Below are 14,571 nucleotides of genomic sequence, written 5' to 3' on the forward strand. Positions count from 1 at the left end.
TTTAAACGATGGAAAAAACAGACATTTGCACCATAGAACACTCAAAAATAATCCTCAACAAAAAAATTATTTTTGAAAGCCCAACCGAAAATTTCTCAGATTTCGCAAAAGAAGCTTATAAAAATTTAGAACTGAACTATCCAAAATTTCATAAAATGGATAATCTTAGCAAACTCGCATTTCTAGCTTCCGAAATGATTCTGAAAAACAACGACCATAGCAAAACAGCTTTGGTTTTCGCCAACAAATCCTCAAGCCTCGACACCGATTTTAAATATCAGGAAAGCATTAATTCTCAGGAAAATTATTTCCCGAGTCCCGCTGTTTTCGTTTATACATTACCGAATATTTGCGTCGGTGAAATCAGTATTAAACATAAAATGCAAACCGAGAATGCGTTTTTCGTATTGGATGAATTTGATGAAGAATTTTTGAATTCATACGCGGCACAGATTCTGCAATCGGGAAAAGCTGAAAAAGTCTTGTGCGGCTGGGTAGAACTATATCAGGAAAGTTATAAAGCTTTTGTATATTTGCTGACTTTGTAATATAACAATTTAACAATGTAACAGTTTACCAATAATTAATTACCTCAAACATCATTGGTACATTGCTAAACTAATACATTGGTACATTATAAATGAAATTTATTTTATGGAAGATTTAAAATTAGAATTAAAAAACAAAATCATAGAAGTTCTTAATCTTGAGGACGTTGCAGTAGAAGAAATCAAAGATAAAGATCCACTTTTCGGTGGCGGTCTTGGTTTGGATTCTATCGACGCTTTGGAATTAATCGTGCTTCTTGACAAAGACTACGGAATCAAATTATCTGACCCGAAAAAAGGAAAAGAAATCTTCCAGTCTATAGAAGTGATGGCAAAATACATCGAAGAAAACAGAACAAAATAATTCAATCTAACAATGTATCAATCTAGCAATGTACCAATATTGTTACACTGTTAAATTGATACATTGGTACATTACAAAAAGATGGGTCAAAAAATTGCCATTACAGGAATGGGCATCATTTCCTCCATTGGTAACAATGTCGAGGAAAATTTTATTTCGTTGACGGCCGGTAAACACTGCATTTCAGACATCGAATTGTTTGAGACACGCCACGCCGGAAGCATTAAAACAGGTGAGATAAAATTGTCTAATGAAGAACTTGTGCAGAAACTTCAGTTAGATGAAGACAACAACGTCACAAGAACCGCTCTGTTGGGAATGATTGCCGCAAAAGAAGCTGTAGAAAGTGCCGGAATTTCGGATATTAATGAATATAAAACCGGACTCATTTCCTCTACAAGCGTGGGCGGAATGGACATCACCGAAAAATATTTTTACACCTACGAAGATTTCCCTGAAAAGCAAAAATATATTGATGCCCACGATGCCGGACATTCATCTTTACAGATTGCAGATTATCTCGGTTTAAATGGAATGGTTTCTACCATCAGCACAGCCTGTTCGTCTGCAGCCAACGCAATTATGATGGGTGCAAAACTCATTAAAAACGGTGTTTTGGATCGTGTGATTGTCGGCGGAACAGATTCACTTTCGAAGTTTACTTTGAATGGTTTTAATACGCTGATGATTTTGACCGATTCTTACAACACCCCTTTCGACAACGACAGAAAAGGTCTAAATCTTGGTGAAGCAGCAGCTTTTCTCATTTTGGAATCTGATGAAATTGTCAAAAAAGAAAATAAAAAAATTCTCGCCTATCTTTCAGGATATGGAAATGCAAACGATGCGCATCACCAAACCGCTTCTTCGGAAAATGGACAAGGTGCTTATTTAGCAATGGAAAAAGCTCTGAAAGTTTCAGGTTTAAATAAAGAAAACATCGATTATATCAACGTTCACGGCACAGCGACTCCGAATAATGATTTGTCTGAAGGCATTGCAATGATTCGGATTTTTGGAGAAAACCAGGTGCCGGAATTCAGTTCTACGAAAGCGTTTACGGGTCACACTTTGGCGGCGGCGGCGGGAATCGAAGCGGTTTATTCGATTTTGGCGATGCAGAACAATGTAATTTTTCCGAATTTAAATTTCAAAACTAAAATGGAAGAATTTGATTTGACGCCAGTTACCGAACTGAAAGAAAAAAATATCAACCACGTACTTTCCAATTCATTTGGATTTGGAGGAAACTGTTCAACTTTAATTTTTTCTAAATAATGAGTGCAGTTTACATCAACAGTGCCGCCTGCATCTCGGTTCAGGACACATTAAACGAAAATTTCTTCGAAAATCTTAAACCAGAAAATACAGTTCAGGTTTTAAAAGCGATTGAACCAAATTACAAAGAATTCATTCTGCCAGCAATGAGCAGAAGAATGTCTAAAACGGTAAAAATGAGTTCCGTAGCTTCCACAAAAGCGTTGCAGGAAGCCGGAATTGAAAAACCCGACGCCATCATCGTAGGAACGGGAATGGGCTGCTCTCAGGATTCGGAAAAATTCCTGAAAAATGTTTTGGAAAATAATGAAGAATTCTTGACGCCAACGTTTTTCATCCAATCAACGCACAATACTGTTTCAGGACAAATCGCTCTGGGATTGCAATGTCACGGCTATAATTTCACTTATGTCAACTGTTCTTCGTCGCTGGAATTCTCAATGCTGGATGCAAAACTTCAAATTTTGGACGGAGAAGCAGATAATGTTTTGGTGGGTTCAACAGACGAACAAACGGACAGAACAATGGAATTGTTTAAGCTGAATAATTCCATTAAAAAAGAAGAAAATCTTCCTTCTGATTATTTAAACTCAACAACAGAAGGTGTTATTTGGGGCGAAGGTTCGAGCTTTTTTGTTTTGGGAAAAGAGAAAACGGAAACTTCTTACGCTCAACTGAAAGATATTCAGATTATTAACATATTAGAATTAGACGAAACTCAAAAATTTATTGAGGATTTTTTAGCTAAAAATAATTTAACAAATCAAGATATTGATGCAGTGATTTTAGGTTTCAGCGGAGACTCGGAATCTGATGTTTATTATAAAAAAGCTTCAGAATTATTTCAGAATTCATCCTTGTTATATTATAAACATTTAAGTGGAGAATTCAATACAGCAAGTGGATTTTCAACTTTTATGGCTTGTCAGATTTTAAAAAATCACGAAATTCCGGAGGTGATGATGATTAATAATGTAAAAAGAGATGAAATTAAAAACATTTTGCTTTACAATCATTTGGGAGGCATTGACCACAGTTTGATTTTGGTGGATAAAATTTAAATCAAAACCTTCAAGGTTTTTGAATCCTTGAAGGTTTAGAAATCTCGTTAAAATGAAACACTACTCATTCATCATCTTCTATCTTTTCCTGAACGCTGTTATATACACATTTCAGGGAACATTTTGGGTCTACATCTTCTGTTTCATTCTTTTTTCTGCAGTTGTCATTTGGGGCTCTTTTGATATTCAGTTGGGATATTTTGTAAAAAGTTTTACACACAAACGGACAAAAACCAGAGAAGTAGCTCTGACTTTCGATGACGGACCGACCGAATTTACACCTAAATTTTTAGATTTATTAAAAGAGAAAAACATCAAAGCCACCTTCTTCTGCATCGGAAAACAGATTGAAAAATATCCTGAAACATTTCAGAGAATGATTGCGGAAGGTCATTCGGTTGGTAATCACACCTATTCGCATTCCAACAACACGGGATTTTTATCGACTTCAAAAATGATTGAGGAAATTGAAAAATGTGATGAAGTGATGCTGAAAATCGGCAGTTTTAAAACCGATTTATACCGTGCACCTTTCGGCGTTACCAATCCGAATATTGCAAAAGCCATTAAAAAAACGCATAAAACAAGCGTTGGATGGAACGTCCGGTCTTTAGACACCTTAATTCAGGATGAACAGAAAATTTTAAATAAAGTAACAAAAAATCTGAAAAAAGGCAGCATCATCCTGCTTCACGACACTTCCGGGAAAACATACAATGTTTTGGTGGGATTATTGTTATTTTTGGAGCGTGAGAAGTATTCGACTTTTGACTTTGAAAATATTTTTACCACAAAGGGAACAAAGTTTTTCACAAAGGACAAAGGAAGACTTTGAAGCCTTAAAAATACATTGATTCAGCTTGTGAACTTTATGAAAACCTATTGTGAACTTAGTGGTTGAATTATTAGGATCAATTTAAAAATTAATTTAATGATTAAAAATATAGCTTTCACAGCATTTATATTAATTTCAAGTTTTGTTTTCGCCCAAAATACAGCAATGACGAGCGCAGAATCAAAAGCATTTGTCACAAAAATTTCTTCTGAAATGAAAGAAATTAAAACTTTGCAAAGTGATTTTGTTCAGACAAAAAAGATGGATTTTTTGGATAAAAGCATCGTTACTTCCGGTAAAATGTCGCTGAAATCCCCAAACACGTTGAGCTGGAAATACACAAAACCTTATCAGTACAGCATTATTTTCAAAGACAATAAAATCTTCATCAACGACCAAGGAAAAAAATCTTCTGTGGATGCAAAGAGTAAAACCTTTGAGAAAATCAATAAACTCATTGTTGGCAGTTCAAACGGAAAGATGTTCAGCGATCCTGAATTTACTGTGGTTTATTTAAAAAATTCAACATCGAATATTGCTAAATTCACTCCGAAATCTGCTCAACTGTTGAAATACATCAAACAAATCGAACTTCATTTTCCTAAAAATCAGACAACGGTTTCACAGGTTAATATGACGGAAGCTTCTGGCGACACAACCAATATCGTTTTCAAAAACACAAAAATCAATGCGCCAATTCCTGCTTCAGAGTTTTCTTTGTAGTTCATTTTTGTTGCTACTTTTTTCTTGCAAATCGTATCAACTGAAAGATGCTCAACCATTTTCAAACTCCAAAACAGAGGTTGAAAATCTGTACTTTTCTTCGAACGAAGATTATGTTTACAAATGCCAAATGGAAGTTTACGGCAATGACATTAGTGGAATTTTAATTATTAAAAAAATCTCAGCAACTACGCACAGAGTCGTAATGAGTTCCGATTTCGGCAACAAAATGATTGACTTTGAAATCTCAGAAAATAACTTCAAGCTCAATTATGTTTTGCCAGATTTAGATAAGAAAATGGTCATTAACTTTTTCAAAAATGATTTTCAGGAATTGCTGAGACAGAAATACAATCTGACAGAGAGATTTGAAAACAATGAGTCAATTATTTACATTTCAAAAACCGGAAAGAAAACCTATTATTTATTTTATAAAAAAGAAACTGAAATACTGACGCAAATCGTTTATACCAAAAACAAAAAAGAAAAAATCAATTTCACTTTTGAAGCTAAAAAACCTACTTTTGCAGAGACAATTCATCTTGAACACAAAGATTTTAAGATAAATATCAAACTTTTTCAAATAACCGAAACAGAATAAAATGCAGACTATACTGACAGACTTTTACACATTGGTAGGCTACGAAAAATCAGAAAACGGAAGTTTCTCGGCGAGCATCACGCTGAATCAGGATCACGATATTTTCAAAGGTCACTTCCCTGGAAATCCGGTGACGCCAGGAGTTTGCATGATGCAGATTGTAAAAGAGCTCACTGAGGAATTCACAGGAAAAAAATTATTCCTGAAATCTGCCTCCAACGTAAAATTCATGGCCATCATCAACCCTTTTGAAACGCCCAAACTGACGATGCAGCTTGATATAAAGGAAGTTGAAAATGAAGTGAAGGTAAAAAACACAACAGCCTTTGGCGAGACAATTGCATTAAAAATGTCTGTTATTTATACTAAAATTTAATTATGAAGTCTCTACTTTCAATCATAACAATCTTATTTCTATTCTTTCAAAGTGGCGATTTGGATGCTTTGAGAAACGCCTATTCTAAAGCTAATGCCTCCAACGAAGGTGCAAAAAACTTTATTGTTTTAGCAGATAAAAATTCATCCGCCGAAGCTTTGGTCAAAGGCTACAAAGCCGCCGCAGAAATCCTGGAAGCCAAGGTAACGACCGAGAAAAACAAAAGAAAATCTTTCGTAAAATCCGGTGCAACCCAACTGGAAAGGGTTATAAAATCAAATCCAAATAACGTAGAATTACGGTTAATAAGAATGAGTGTTCAGGAAAATATCCCGAAAATTGTAGGCTACTCTAAAAATCTGAAGGAAGATAAAACTTTTATTCTCAACAACTATTCAAAGCAAAACGCTTCCCTGAAAACATACATCAGAAAATTCGCGATGCAGTCTAAAACGATGACCGCAACCGAGAAAAATTCGTTGAAATAAATGACACTTTTTGAAGTACAGAATGCATTTTACAAGAGAAAAATCTGCGTCTTAATACCAACCTATAACAACGAAAAAACGTTAAGAAGAGTCATTGAAGGTGTTTTGGAGTACACCCAAAACATCATCATTGTCAACGATGGTTCCACAGATTCTACTTCAGAAATTTTAAAAAATTACACCCAGCTTACCATCATCAGCCTGCCCGAAAACAAGGGCAAAGGCAATGGTTTAAAAGTGGGATTCAGGAAAGCTCTGGAACTAGGGTTTGATTTTGCTATCACCATAGATTCCGATGGGCAGCATTATCCTGATGATATTCCCGTTTTTGTGGAAGCACTATCAGATGAAAACGAGGACGTTTTACTGATTGGAAACAGAAATATGTCTCAGGATGGAATTCCCAGAAAAAGCAGTTTCGGGAATAATTTTTCCAACTTCTGGTTTTGGTTTGAGACTGGAATCAGGCTTCAGGACACCCAATCCGGTTTCCGATTGTATCCTTTGCACAAAATCCCGAAGAAATATTTTACACCAAAGTTCGAGTTTGAGATTGAGATTATTGTACGAACTGCCTGGAAAAATATTTCTGTGAAAAATGTTCCTGTGAAAGTTTTATACGATCCGGCAGAAAGAGTTTCGCATTTCAGACCTTTCAAAGATTTTACGCGCATCAGCATCCTGAATACCATTCTGGTTATCATCACTTTAAGTTATATAAAGCCCAGAAATTTCATCCATAATTTCAGAAAAAAAAGTTTCAGAAGATTCATCAGAGAAGATGTTTTAGAAAGCGACGGCAGCAACCGTAACAAGGCGTTTTCCATTGCATTGGGCGCGTTTATAGGTCTGTCGCCGGTTTGGGGTTTTCAGACGGCTTTAACCATTTCTTTGGCAGTGATTTTCAAGCTCAACAAAGTGCTGGCATTTGTCTCGTCCAACATCAGTTTTCCACCTTTTATTCCATTCATTATTGCGGGTTCTCTCTTTATTGGCGCACCTTTCGTGGATGGGGAAACCAACTTTCTGAACCACGAAATCAATTTTGTACTGGTAAAAAATCACCTGCTTCAGTACATCATCGGCAGTCTGATTTTGGCAACTTCTGTTTCCGCAATTCTGGGCGTTGGTTTTTATATTTTTCTGAATAAAGTGAATCCTGAAAATGGGTAGAATTATTTGGGAAAATTTTACGTCTGTAGTTTATCCTGAGCCTGTCGAAGGACTCCTGCTATTTTTGCCTCAGTTTTTCCAGTCACAAAAAATGAGCTCCGTTCAAGAGTTATGCTGAGCTTGTGGAAGTAGGTTACGCTTCGCAGAGTTTACCATATCTAAAATTAACACTGTTTTTGTCATTCCGCAGGAATCTAAACTAATAATAATTCAGCAGAAATATTTGGATTGCTTATTTCAACTTTCTCAATATCTTCTTCAAATATTTTTCAATATTCTCTTTGTCGGGAACCGTTGTAATCTCCTTCGTCAACGCTTTTTCAAATTCAAGTTTAGCTTTTGAATATTCTTTTTGTTGAAAATAATATCTGCCCGCCTGATAGTAGACTACCCAAAAATTTGGGTTTAAAGATTGATAATGGCTGATAAATTCATCAGACAGTAGTGTATTTTCATCAAACTGAACATTCAGTTTTTTAAATTCTTCATAATTCTTAAATTCCTGAGAATCAACAAAAGGATCTTTGGCAATGTTGAATTGGGAAGTCGCAAATTCTCCAGATTTCAACCGATCATCCGAAAAGATTTTATTCAAATCATAACAGACAAATTCACCCAGCTGATACGGACTTGACGAAACCCAAACCAATCTCTTTTCTGGAGAAAAAATAACGGCGTGATGCGCCAGCAACTGATTGATTGCTTTTTCATTTCCATATCCGATATTTTTGTCCTTTAAACCGGATTTATCTCTGAGAATGGAAACCATTTTCTCAGGATTCAGTTTTTGACTCTCCTGAAAAAGCTCCTGGAGCTTCTCTAAACGGTATTCAGAATGACTTTCTGCAATGTGTTTCTGATTTCTTCTGTCATTTTGATACGCATCCGACTGAAAATGATTTGTACAGAAAACTTTACTTGAATTGACAACTTCATAAACACCGAAATTTTTAGGTGAAACCTCAATAATCACCGCTTTATGATCATTTGCGCTCCCAACCATAATCGATTCTGAGACAAAAACTTTCCGCTTTTTGGTAATTTCAATTGCCTCATCAATGTTTTTTGCATACTGCAAAATCTCTCTCGTCACGAGAGAAATAGGAGTTTTGGCCGTCATCGGAATTTTAGATTTTCCAGCATTAATCGTCACCGAAAGACCTTCTTTATTCATCCCAGAAACCACACCAATCATTCCCGGCCAGCTTACAGACAAATACGGAATTCCGCTTTCAGGTTCTACAAATTCAATGAGTTTGTTTTTCGCAAAATCATCGCCGACGTAGAAATCAAAGTTTCTTCCGATTAATAATTCTCCCTCTTCCGTATTTTCATTCCAGACCGCCAATGAGGTGCAGCCCACCATCATCAGATCCTGCATTGCGTGACCAATATCGTGAGCGCCGTGCAGATACATATTCCGCTGGAATTTTGGGGCAATAAAATTATATCTGTCTGATGAATATTGTGATAAGCCACACAATTCGGCCTGAAAATCTTCTCTTACATTCAGATACATTTTCCGGTTGTACCATTTTAAAAAACCCCTTAAAAGATTCTGCTTAAATTTTGACGGAACGAAACCTTCAACTTTTGAAAAGAAGATTTCTTCCTGTTTCTGCATTAGATTTTGCGTCAAAGCGCCGTTGTTATAGCCCAGCTGCAAAGGATTTCCTCTGATATAAAGTTCCCAGAGATTCTGCCTGTTTTTAGTGAGATAATTCTGATTAAAAGCAAAAGCAGAGTCATTCATCTTTACAACCTTCGGGATTTCCAACGCATATTGCTGCAATTCCGGAATATGATTTACAGATTTTTTTATCCCACACGAAATAAAATTTAAAATCAAACAAAGAAATAATAAAGCTCTACTTTTCATTTTTCTGATTTAAAACTTTAGTTAAACGCTCATCGATTAATTCCTTGCCTAAAATCTCTGCACAGGTATTGAATGCGCCAATCGTACAACCCAAAATGCCGTGCATATTGACCGACTGACCGGTAAGATAAAGATTGTTGATTTTCGTTCGCGGGGAAACCATCGTTCTCAAAGGATTTTCAGATGTTTTGGAATAACCGTACATATTTCCTTCAAAACTCCCGATGTAATCGCGGTAAGACAGCGGAGAAGATGTATAAATATTTGTGATGGAAGCTCGTAAACCGGGATATTTTTTTTCTAATGCAGCAATCATTTTGTCTGCCTTTTCAAGCTTAAATCTTTCGTACAGCTCATCTCTTTCCTGCTGATCGGCAACCGTGTTGAATGTGTTTTCCCACTCTTTTACCTCTGCAAAATCCATATAGGAAATGGCGGTAAAACTTTCAGAGAATTCTCCGTTTTGTTTGGATGGCGATGAGGAAAGCATATAAGTTTCCGGCCAGCTCTCCTTTTTGTATCTGAAGGCATTCCAAACTGAATTTTCTGACGAATAATGATAAATATTGTAGTTAAAATGCTGAACTGTATTCGGTTTTAAGACCAGATAAACACTGAAACAGGACGAAATGGGTTTCCAGCTTAAAACACGGTTAACAAATGATTTTTTCAGTCTTTTTTCGCCAATTAGCTGCAACATAGAACGTATTTCAATATTTGAAATGAAAGTATTTGCGTAAAATTCTCTTCCGACAAATGTTTTTACGCCCCGCAAAATATCTTTTTCATCAAAAATCATTTCACAAACTTCTGAATGCTTAAAAACGTCTGCACCGTATTCTCTCAACTTTCTGATGAGCAGTTTGGAGATCTGACTTCCTCCATTCACACATTTGTAAGCACTTTGAATGTAAGAATTGACCGTGAGGGCGTGAATATAAAACGGTGTATTTTCAGAATCTCCGGCGTAGAGAAAATTTGAACCCAGAAGAACTGCCTGCAGTTTTTGATTGGAGGTGATGGATTCGATGAATCTTTTGGTGTTCAAATGCAGAATTTCTTCGTTGTAACTATCTTTCCCCACCACATTATATCTTGGAAAATAATTGCATATCTCCTGAATTTCCTCACAGTACGTTTCTAAATTCTGTTTCTCTTCCGGGAAAAACTTCACCAGCTGATCTACAAAATTTTGGTAGCCCTGGGCGTGCGGATATTCTGTAGAATCTTCTCCAAATGTAATTTTATCGTAACCGTCCACTTCCATTTTCTGCAGATCAAGGTCATTCATAATTTCCAGATAAGAGAAAAAGCGATTGAGGTTTTGCCCATCTGAAAGTCCACCAATGTAATGAAGTCCGGTATCGAAGATGAGCTTATCTCTCGAAAAAGTCTGAAGATTTCCGCCGTATTGATTGTTTTTCTCGAGAACGCATACTTTCAGGCCTTCCTTAGCCAGGATAAGCGCCGAAACAAGTCCGCCGAGACCGCTGCCAATAACCAATATGTCGTAGTTTTTCTTCAAATTCTGATTTTCAGTTTTAACGTCAAAAGGTACAAAAGTTTATCAAATTGTTTGGAATAAATGCAGTTTTTAAACAAAAAGACCGCAAAGATTTTTTTTAAAATCTTATTGCGTATTTCTCTTCCGCAAAGGCGTTTGACTCGGCAAAGACTTTCTTTCAAAGTTAGGTTGCCTAAGTTGACTTCAATAGAAATACTTTTTGTACTGGATTCTACCACGAAACAAAATTAGCTCCACAGATCACACGGATTTTCACAGATTTTGGAACTTGATTCTTCTAAATTTTTACCTGGCTCTTTTAAAACACCGAATTGCCCGCAGCCCGACTTGAGTGGAGCTCTTTTTGTAAGCCTTGGGAAAGTAACGGCACAAAAAAGCGGGAACGGAAGGCGGAAAAGCTGCCCAAATGAAGATTATGAACTCGATATCAAATAAGAAATCAATCTACATCGTCCCAAAAATCGAAGTAATTGAACCACTGGAGTGGATACTTTCTGATCATTGATTCGAGATTTTGGGTGTAGGAGCTTAAAAGTCCCTGTGCATCACGCTTTTTTATATTTTGTGCTACTCTTGCGTACAAATGGTAGTGAAGATTTTTTTCTTTCATCACATACACGTAAACCACAGGAACACCCAGTCTGGACGCAATCATAAAGGGACCAGCGGGAAATTTTGCGCTTTTGCCGAGTAAGTCTGCTGTCAGAAATTTTGACCCTTCGAAATAACGGTCGCCGGTGAAACAGATGAGTTCGTTTTTCGACAGCGCTTCATTGATCTCGAAAATGTGCGACATATCGTCTTTCACATAGATGAATTTCATGTTCGTTGCCTTTACAGAAACGCTTTCAAGATATTCTTTAATGACGGTAACTTCCTGATCTGTAGTCACTAAATTAATCTGACATTCGAAATCGATATCAGCAAAAAAATGTTCGGCAATTTCGAAATTTCCGATGTGGGCGCTGATGAGAACGCCACCTTTTTTCTCGGCAAGAAGGTTTCTGAGGTTTTCAATACCATCAAATTCGTAAGTGAATTTTTGTCTTAAACCAGCTGAAATGGCGGTTTTGTCGATCAATGTCTGACCAAAAGTGAAGTAGCTTTTAAAAAGTGAAATTTTTGTTTTCCAAAAGCTGTAATCAAGCCTTTTCCGGAAATAATATCTGTAATATTTGTTGCTGTTTTTTTCGAATAAAAAGTAGTAGAAGGCAACAAAATAAAGAACAAAATAAGAGCTGCGGATTCCAATATTTCTGATGCACCAGACGAAAATCTGATAACCCAGAATGGTGCCTTTGGATTTGCCTTTCCACTTGTTCATAGGTTCAATTTAACAATGTATCAATGTAAGAATGTAACAATATTAAATCGATTGGTACATTGCTATTTTGATACATTATTACATTTTTTGAGAGATTTTGTTTTCGATTGTTGAGTAGAAATCGTCGAATGTGATGATGTTTTTGAAGTCTGCTTCGCCCAGTTTTACACCGAAATGGGACTCGATAACCACCACAAGATCAATGTAATCTAAGCTATCTAAGCCCAAAGTGATTTTAAAATTTGCCCCATTGCTGATGTCTTCACCGTCAACTTCAAATTCGTTTATCAAAAAATCATTAACTATTGTAATAATTTTCTCTCTTTCCATTTTATTCATCAAATTTTTTAACAATTAGTGCGGAGTTGGTTCCTCCAAACCCAAAAGAATTCGACAAAAATACGTCAATTTTTTGGTTTTTTGTCTCAGCGATAAGATTTATCGATTTTGCATCTTCATCAGGGTTTTCCAAATTGATATTTGGTGCCACAAAACCGTTTTGCATCATCAGAATCGAATAGATCACTTCGCTTGCTCCTGCCATCCAACACTCGTGGCCGGTCATTGATTTTGTGGAACTTACCGGAACTTCGCTTCCGAAAATCTCGTGAATGGCTTTTGCTTCATTGGCATCACCTATTGGTGTGGAAGTGGCGTGTGCATTGATATAATCGATATCTTTTGCTTGAAATCCTGACTGTTTTAAAGCCCGGTTCATTGCCAAAGCCGGACCGTCTACGTTGGGCGTGGAAATATGACCGCCGTTGGAAGAAAATCCGTAACCTACGATTTCTGCGATGATTTCAGCACCTCTTTTTTGGGCTGATTCTAAACTCTCCACGATTAAAGTTGCTGCTCCACCGCTCGGAATTAAGCCGTCTCTGGCAGAATCAAAAGGTCTTGATGCTTTCTGCGGTTCATTTTCTCGTACCGAAAAAACACCTAAACCGTCAAAACTCGCCATTGAATATTTGTTGGTTTCCTGCGCACCACCGCAAACGATGATGTCCTGAAAACCGTTTTTAATCATCATGTAAGCCAGTCCCAAAGAGTGAGAACCACTTGCACACGCTGCACTGATGGTTAAGTTGATTCCTCTTAATTTAAAAATGGTGGAAAGATTCATCGTTACTGTGGAATTCATCGACTTGAAAATGGCTCCTGAACCCATCAGAGTGGTGTCTTTTTTCTCTCTTGCAATGTCGATGGATTCTACAACTGCCTGAGAAACACTGTCGTTCCCGTACAGAATTCCTACTTCGTTCCGGTCTAAAAAGTTTTGGTCAATACTGGCCTGTTTTAAAGCATCTAACGTTGCGATGTAGGCATATTCGCTTTCTTCGCCCATGCTGATGCGCTGTCTTCTGTTGAGAAGATTTTTCAGATCAGGTTTTGGGACAACGCCCGTCAATCCCGATCTGAAACCGAATTCTTTTCTGTTTTCGTCTAAAACAATCCCGGATTTACCTTGATACAGGGATTCTTTCACTTCTTTCAAAGAAGTGCCGATGCAGGAATAAATTCCCATTCCGGTAATGACTACCCTATTTTCCATCTTTTTAAATTTAACAATGTATCAGTCTAGCAATGTAACAATTTAAACATTGGTAAACTGGTAAATTGCTACATTGCTACATTATTTTTATGAATAAATTCCTCCGTTAATATTAATAATTTCTCCTGTTATGTACGACGATTTTTTTGATGCTAAAAATGCGACCAAATCTGCCACTTCTTCTGCTTCCCCGAAGCGGTTTGTGGGAATCATTGCTTTCAGTTCGTCTTCGTTGAAATCCTGCGTCATATCGGTTTTGATGAAACCTGGCGCAACGGCATTTACTGTGATATTTCTTTTGGCAACTTCCTGAGCCAAAGCTTTTGTTGCTCCTACCAAGGCACCTTTTGCCGCTGAATAATTGGTCTGCCCCGCCGTACCTTTCACTCCGGAAACAGAAACCATATTGATGATTCTTCCGTATTTGTTTCTCAATAATTTCTGAATGAAGAAATTCGTTACATTATAAAACCCATTTAAACTCGTGTTAATCACCGAGTTCCAGTCTTCACTTGGCATCCACATAAACAATCCGTCTCTTGTGATTCCGGCGTTGTTAACGATCACCTCAACGATGGATTTTGGATTATTGTCCTGCCATTCATTTAAAACTTTTTGGGTTTCTTCCGCATTTCCTACATCGAATTTAAGAATTTCTCCTGTAGAACCCAATTCTTCCACTTTGGCTAAAGTTTCCTTTGCTGCAGCCTCATTAGAAGTGTAGTTGATGAGAATATGATAATTTTTTTCTTCAGCTAATTTGGTACAGATTGCTCTTCCGATACCTCGGGAACCGCCTGTTATGATGGCGCATTTCATAGTTTTAAGCTTTTAAATTTTA

The 14,571-nt window shown here is 36.8% G+C and carries 16 protein-coding genes; 10 read left to right on the forward strand and 6 right to left on the reverse strand.

Features of this window, described 5'->3' with window-relative positions:
* Positions 1 to 8: 8 nt before the first annotated feature.
* The 10 genes from ASG31_RS01190 to ASG31_RS01235 all read left to right on the forward strand — a co-directional run bounded on the left by ASG31_RS01190 (position 9) and on the right by ASG31_RS01235 (position 7,447).
* Positions 9 to 548, forward strand: a complete 540-nt coding sequence (locus tag ASG31_RS01190) for a hypothetical protein (RefSeq protein WP_056026945.1) — start codon at positions 9 to 11, stop codon at positions 546 to 548.
* Between the two features lie 106 nt (positions 549 to 654).
* Positions 655 to 912, forward strand: coding sequence for a phosphopantetheine-binding protein (locus ASG31_RS01195; RefSeq protein WP_056026948.1), 258 nt, complete (start codon positions 655 to 657; stop codon positions 910 to 912).
* Positions 913 to 993: 81 nt separating this feature from the next.
* On the forward strand, positions 994 to 2,190 hold the full coding sequence (locus ASG31_RS01200; RefSeq protein ID WP_056026951.1) for a beta-ketoacyl-[acyl-carrier-protein] synthase family protein: 1,197 nt from the start codon (positions 994 to 996) through the stop codon (positions 2,188 to 2,190).
* A complete protein-coding gene (locus ASG31_RS01205) occupies positions 2,190 to 3,251 on the forward strand; it encodes a beta-ketoacyl synthase N-terminal-like domain-containing protein (protein ID WP_056026954.1) in 1,062 nt (353 codons plus the stop codon). The genes ASG31_RS01200 and ASG31_RS01205 overlap by 1 nt, the downstream gene beginning before the upstream one ends.
* A gap of 52 nt (positions 3,252 to 3,303) precedes the next feature.
* Complete coding sequence (locus ASG31_RS01210; protein WP_056026957.1) at positions 3,304 to 4,086, forward strand: polysaccharide deacetylase family protein; 783 nt, start codon at positions 3,304 to 3,306, stop codon at positions 4,084 to 4,086.
* Positions 4,087 to 4,182: 96 nt separating this feature from the next.
* On the forward strand, positions 4,183 to 4,809 hold the full coding sequence (locus ASG31_RS01215) for a LolA family protein (protein WP_056026960.1): 627 nt from the start codon (positions 4,183 to 4,185) through the stop codon (positions 4,807 to 4,809).
* Positions 4,810 to 4,939: 130 nt separating this feature from the next.
* Entirely contained in the window at positions 4,940 to 5,410 is a 471-nt protein-coding gene (locus tag ASG31_RS01220) for a hypothetical protein (protein WP_231433714.1), read from the forward strand.
* A 1-nt stretch (position 5,411) separates the two neighbouring features.
* A complete protein-coding gene (locus ASG31_RS01225) occupies positions 5,412 to 5,786 on the forward strand; it encodes a 3-hydroxyacyl-ACP dehydratase (RefSeq protein ID WP_082504391.1) in 375 nt (124 codons plus the stop codon).
* A 2-nt stretch (positions 5,787 to 5,788) separates the two neighbouring features.
* Complete coding sequence (locus ASG31_RS01230) at positions 5,789 to 6,274, forward strand: hypothetical protein (protein WP_056026965.1); 486 nt, start codon at positions 5,789 to 5,791, stop codon at positions 6,272 to 6,274.
* Positions 6,275 to 7,447, forward strand: coding sequence for a DUF2062 domain-containing protein (locus tag ASG31_RS01235; protein ID WP_056026968.1), 1,173 nt, complete (start codon positions 6,275 to 6,277; stop codon positions 7,445 to 7,447).
* Positions 7,448 to 7,679: 232 nt separating this feature from the next.
* Here ASG31_RS01235 and ASG31_RS01240 read toward each other — a convergent pair whose 3' ends face one another.
* The 6 genes from ASG31_RS01240 to fabG all read right to left on the reverse strand — a co-directional run bounded on the left by ASG31_RS01240 (position 7,680) and on the right by fabG (position 14,549).
* On the reverse strand, positions 7,680 to 9,326 hold the full coding sequence (locus ASG31_RS01240; RefSeq protein ID WP_056026971.1) for a C45 family peptidase: 1,647 nt from the start codon (positions 9,324 to 9,326) through the stop codon (positions 7,680 to 7,682).
* The gene (locus ASG31_RS01245; RefSeq protein WP_056026974.1) at positions 9,316 to 10,851 is read right to left on the reverse strand and encodes a phytoene desaturase family protein; all 1,536 of its coding nucleotides are present in this window, start codon (positions 10,849 to 10,851) and stop codon (positions 9,316 to 9,318) included. The genes ASG31_RS01240 and ASG31_RS01245 overlap by 11 nt, the downstream gene beginning before the upstream one ends.
* Before the next feature lie 439 nt (positions 10,852 to 11,290).
* Positions 11,291 to 12,175: a lipid A biosynthesis acyltransferase gene (locus ASG31_RS01250; RefSeq protein WP_056026977.1), complete on the reverse strand. Its 885-nt coding sequence runs from the start codon at positions 12,173 to 12,175 to the stop codon at positions 11,291 to 11,293.
* 78 nt (positions 12,176 to 12,253) lie between these two features.
* The gene (locus tag ASG31_RS01255; protein WP_056028017.1) at positions 12,254 to 12,505 is read right to left on the reverse strand and encodes an acyl carrier protein; all 252 of its coding nucleotides are present in this window, start codon (positions 12,503 to 12,505) and stop codon (positions 12,254 to 12,256) included.
* Between the two features lies 1 nt (position 12,506).
* Entirely contained in the window at positions 12,507 to 13,730 is a 1,224-nt protein-coding gene (locus ASG31_RS01260; protein ID WP_056026980.1) for a beta-ketoacyl-[acyl-carrier-protein] synthase family protein, read from the reverse strand.
* Between the two features lie 87 nt (positions 13,731 to 13,817).
* The gene (fabG, locus tag ASG31_RS01265) at positions 13,818 to 14,549 is read right to left on the reverse strand and encodes a 3-oxoacyl-ACP reductase FabG (RefSeq protein ID WP_056026983.1); all 732 of its coding nucleotides are present in this window, start codon (positions 14,547 to 14,549) and stop codon (positions 13,818 to 13,820) included.
* Positions 14,550 to 14,571: the final 22 nt, after the last annotated feature.

It is taken from the genome of Chryseobacterium sp. Leaf404 (genome assembly GCF_001424145.1).
Classification (GTDB): domain Bacteria; phylum Bacteroidota; class Bacteroidia; order Flavobacteriales; family Weeksellaceae; genus Chryseobacterium.

Excerpts from the sequence above, each read along its gene's own strand:
- ASG31_RS01240 (WP_056026971.1), bottom strand. The coding sequence starts at position 9,326 with ATGAAAAGTAGAGCTTTATTATTTCTTTGTTTGATTTTAAATTTTATT.
- ASG31_RS01235 (WP_056026968.1), top strand. The coding sequence starts at position 6,275 with ATGACACTTTTTGAAGTACAGAATGCATTTTACAAGAGAAAAATCTGC.
- ASG31_RS01220 (WP_231433714.1), top strand. The coding sequence starts at position 4,940 with ATGGAAGTTTACGGCAATGACATTAGTGGAATTTTAATTATTAAAAAA.
- ASG31_RS01225 (WP_082504391.1), top strand. The coding sequence starts at position 5,412 with ATGCAGACTATACTGACAGACTTTTACACATTGGTAGGCTACGAAAAA.
- ASG31_RS01190 (WP_056026945.1), top strand. The coding sequence starts at position 9 with ATGGAAAAAACAGACATTTGCACCATAGAACACTCAAAAATAATCCTC.
- ASG31_RS01205 (WP_056026954.1), top strand. The coding sequence starts at position 2,190 with ATGAGTGCAGTTTACATCAACAGTGCCGCCTGCATCTCGGTTCAGGAC.
- ASG31_RS01200 (WP_056026951.1), top strand. The coding sequence starts at position 994 with ATGGGTCAAAAAATTGCCATTACAGGAATGGGCATCATTTCCTCCATT.
- ASG31_RS01250 (WP_056026977.1), bottom strand. The coding sequence starts at position 12,175 with ATGAACAAGTGGAAAGGCAAATCCAAAGGCACCATTCTGGGTTATCAG.
- ASG31_RS01260 (WP_056026980.1), bottom strand. The coding sequence starts at position 13,730 with ATGGAAAATAGGGTAGTCATTACCGGAATGGGAATTTATTCCTGCATC.
- fabG (WP_056026983.1), bottom strand. The coding sequence starts at position 14,549 with ATGAAATGCGCCATCATAACAGGCGGTTCCCGAGGTATCGGAAGAGCA.
- ASG31_RS01210 (WP_056026957.1), top strand. The coding sequence starts at position 3,304 with ATGAAACACTACTCATTCATCATCTTCTATCTTTTCCTGAACGCTGTT.
- ASG31_RS01255 (WP_056028017.1), bottom strand. The coding sequence starts at position 12,505 with ATGGAAAGAGAGAAAATTATTACAATAGTTAATGATTTTTTGATAAAC.
- ASG31_RS01195 (WP_056026948.1), top strand. The coding sequence starts at position 655 with ATGGAAGATTTAAAATTAGAATTAAAAAACAAAATCATAGAAGTTCTT.
- ASG31_RS01215 (WP_056026960.1), top strand. The coding sequence starts at position 4,183 with ATGATTAAAAATATAGCTTTCACAGCATTTATATTAATTTCAAGTTTT.
- ASG31_RS01230 (WP_056026965.1), top strand. The coding sequence starts at position 5,789 with ATGAAGTCTCTACTTTCAATCATAACAATCTTATTTCTATTCTTTCAA.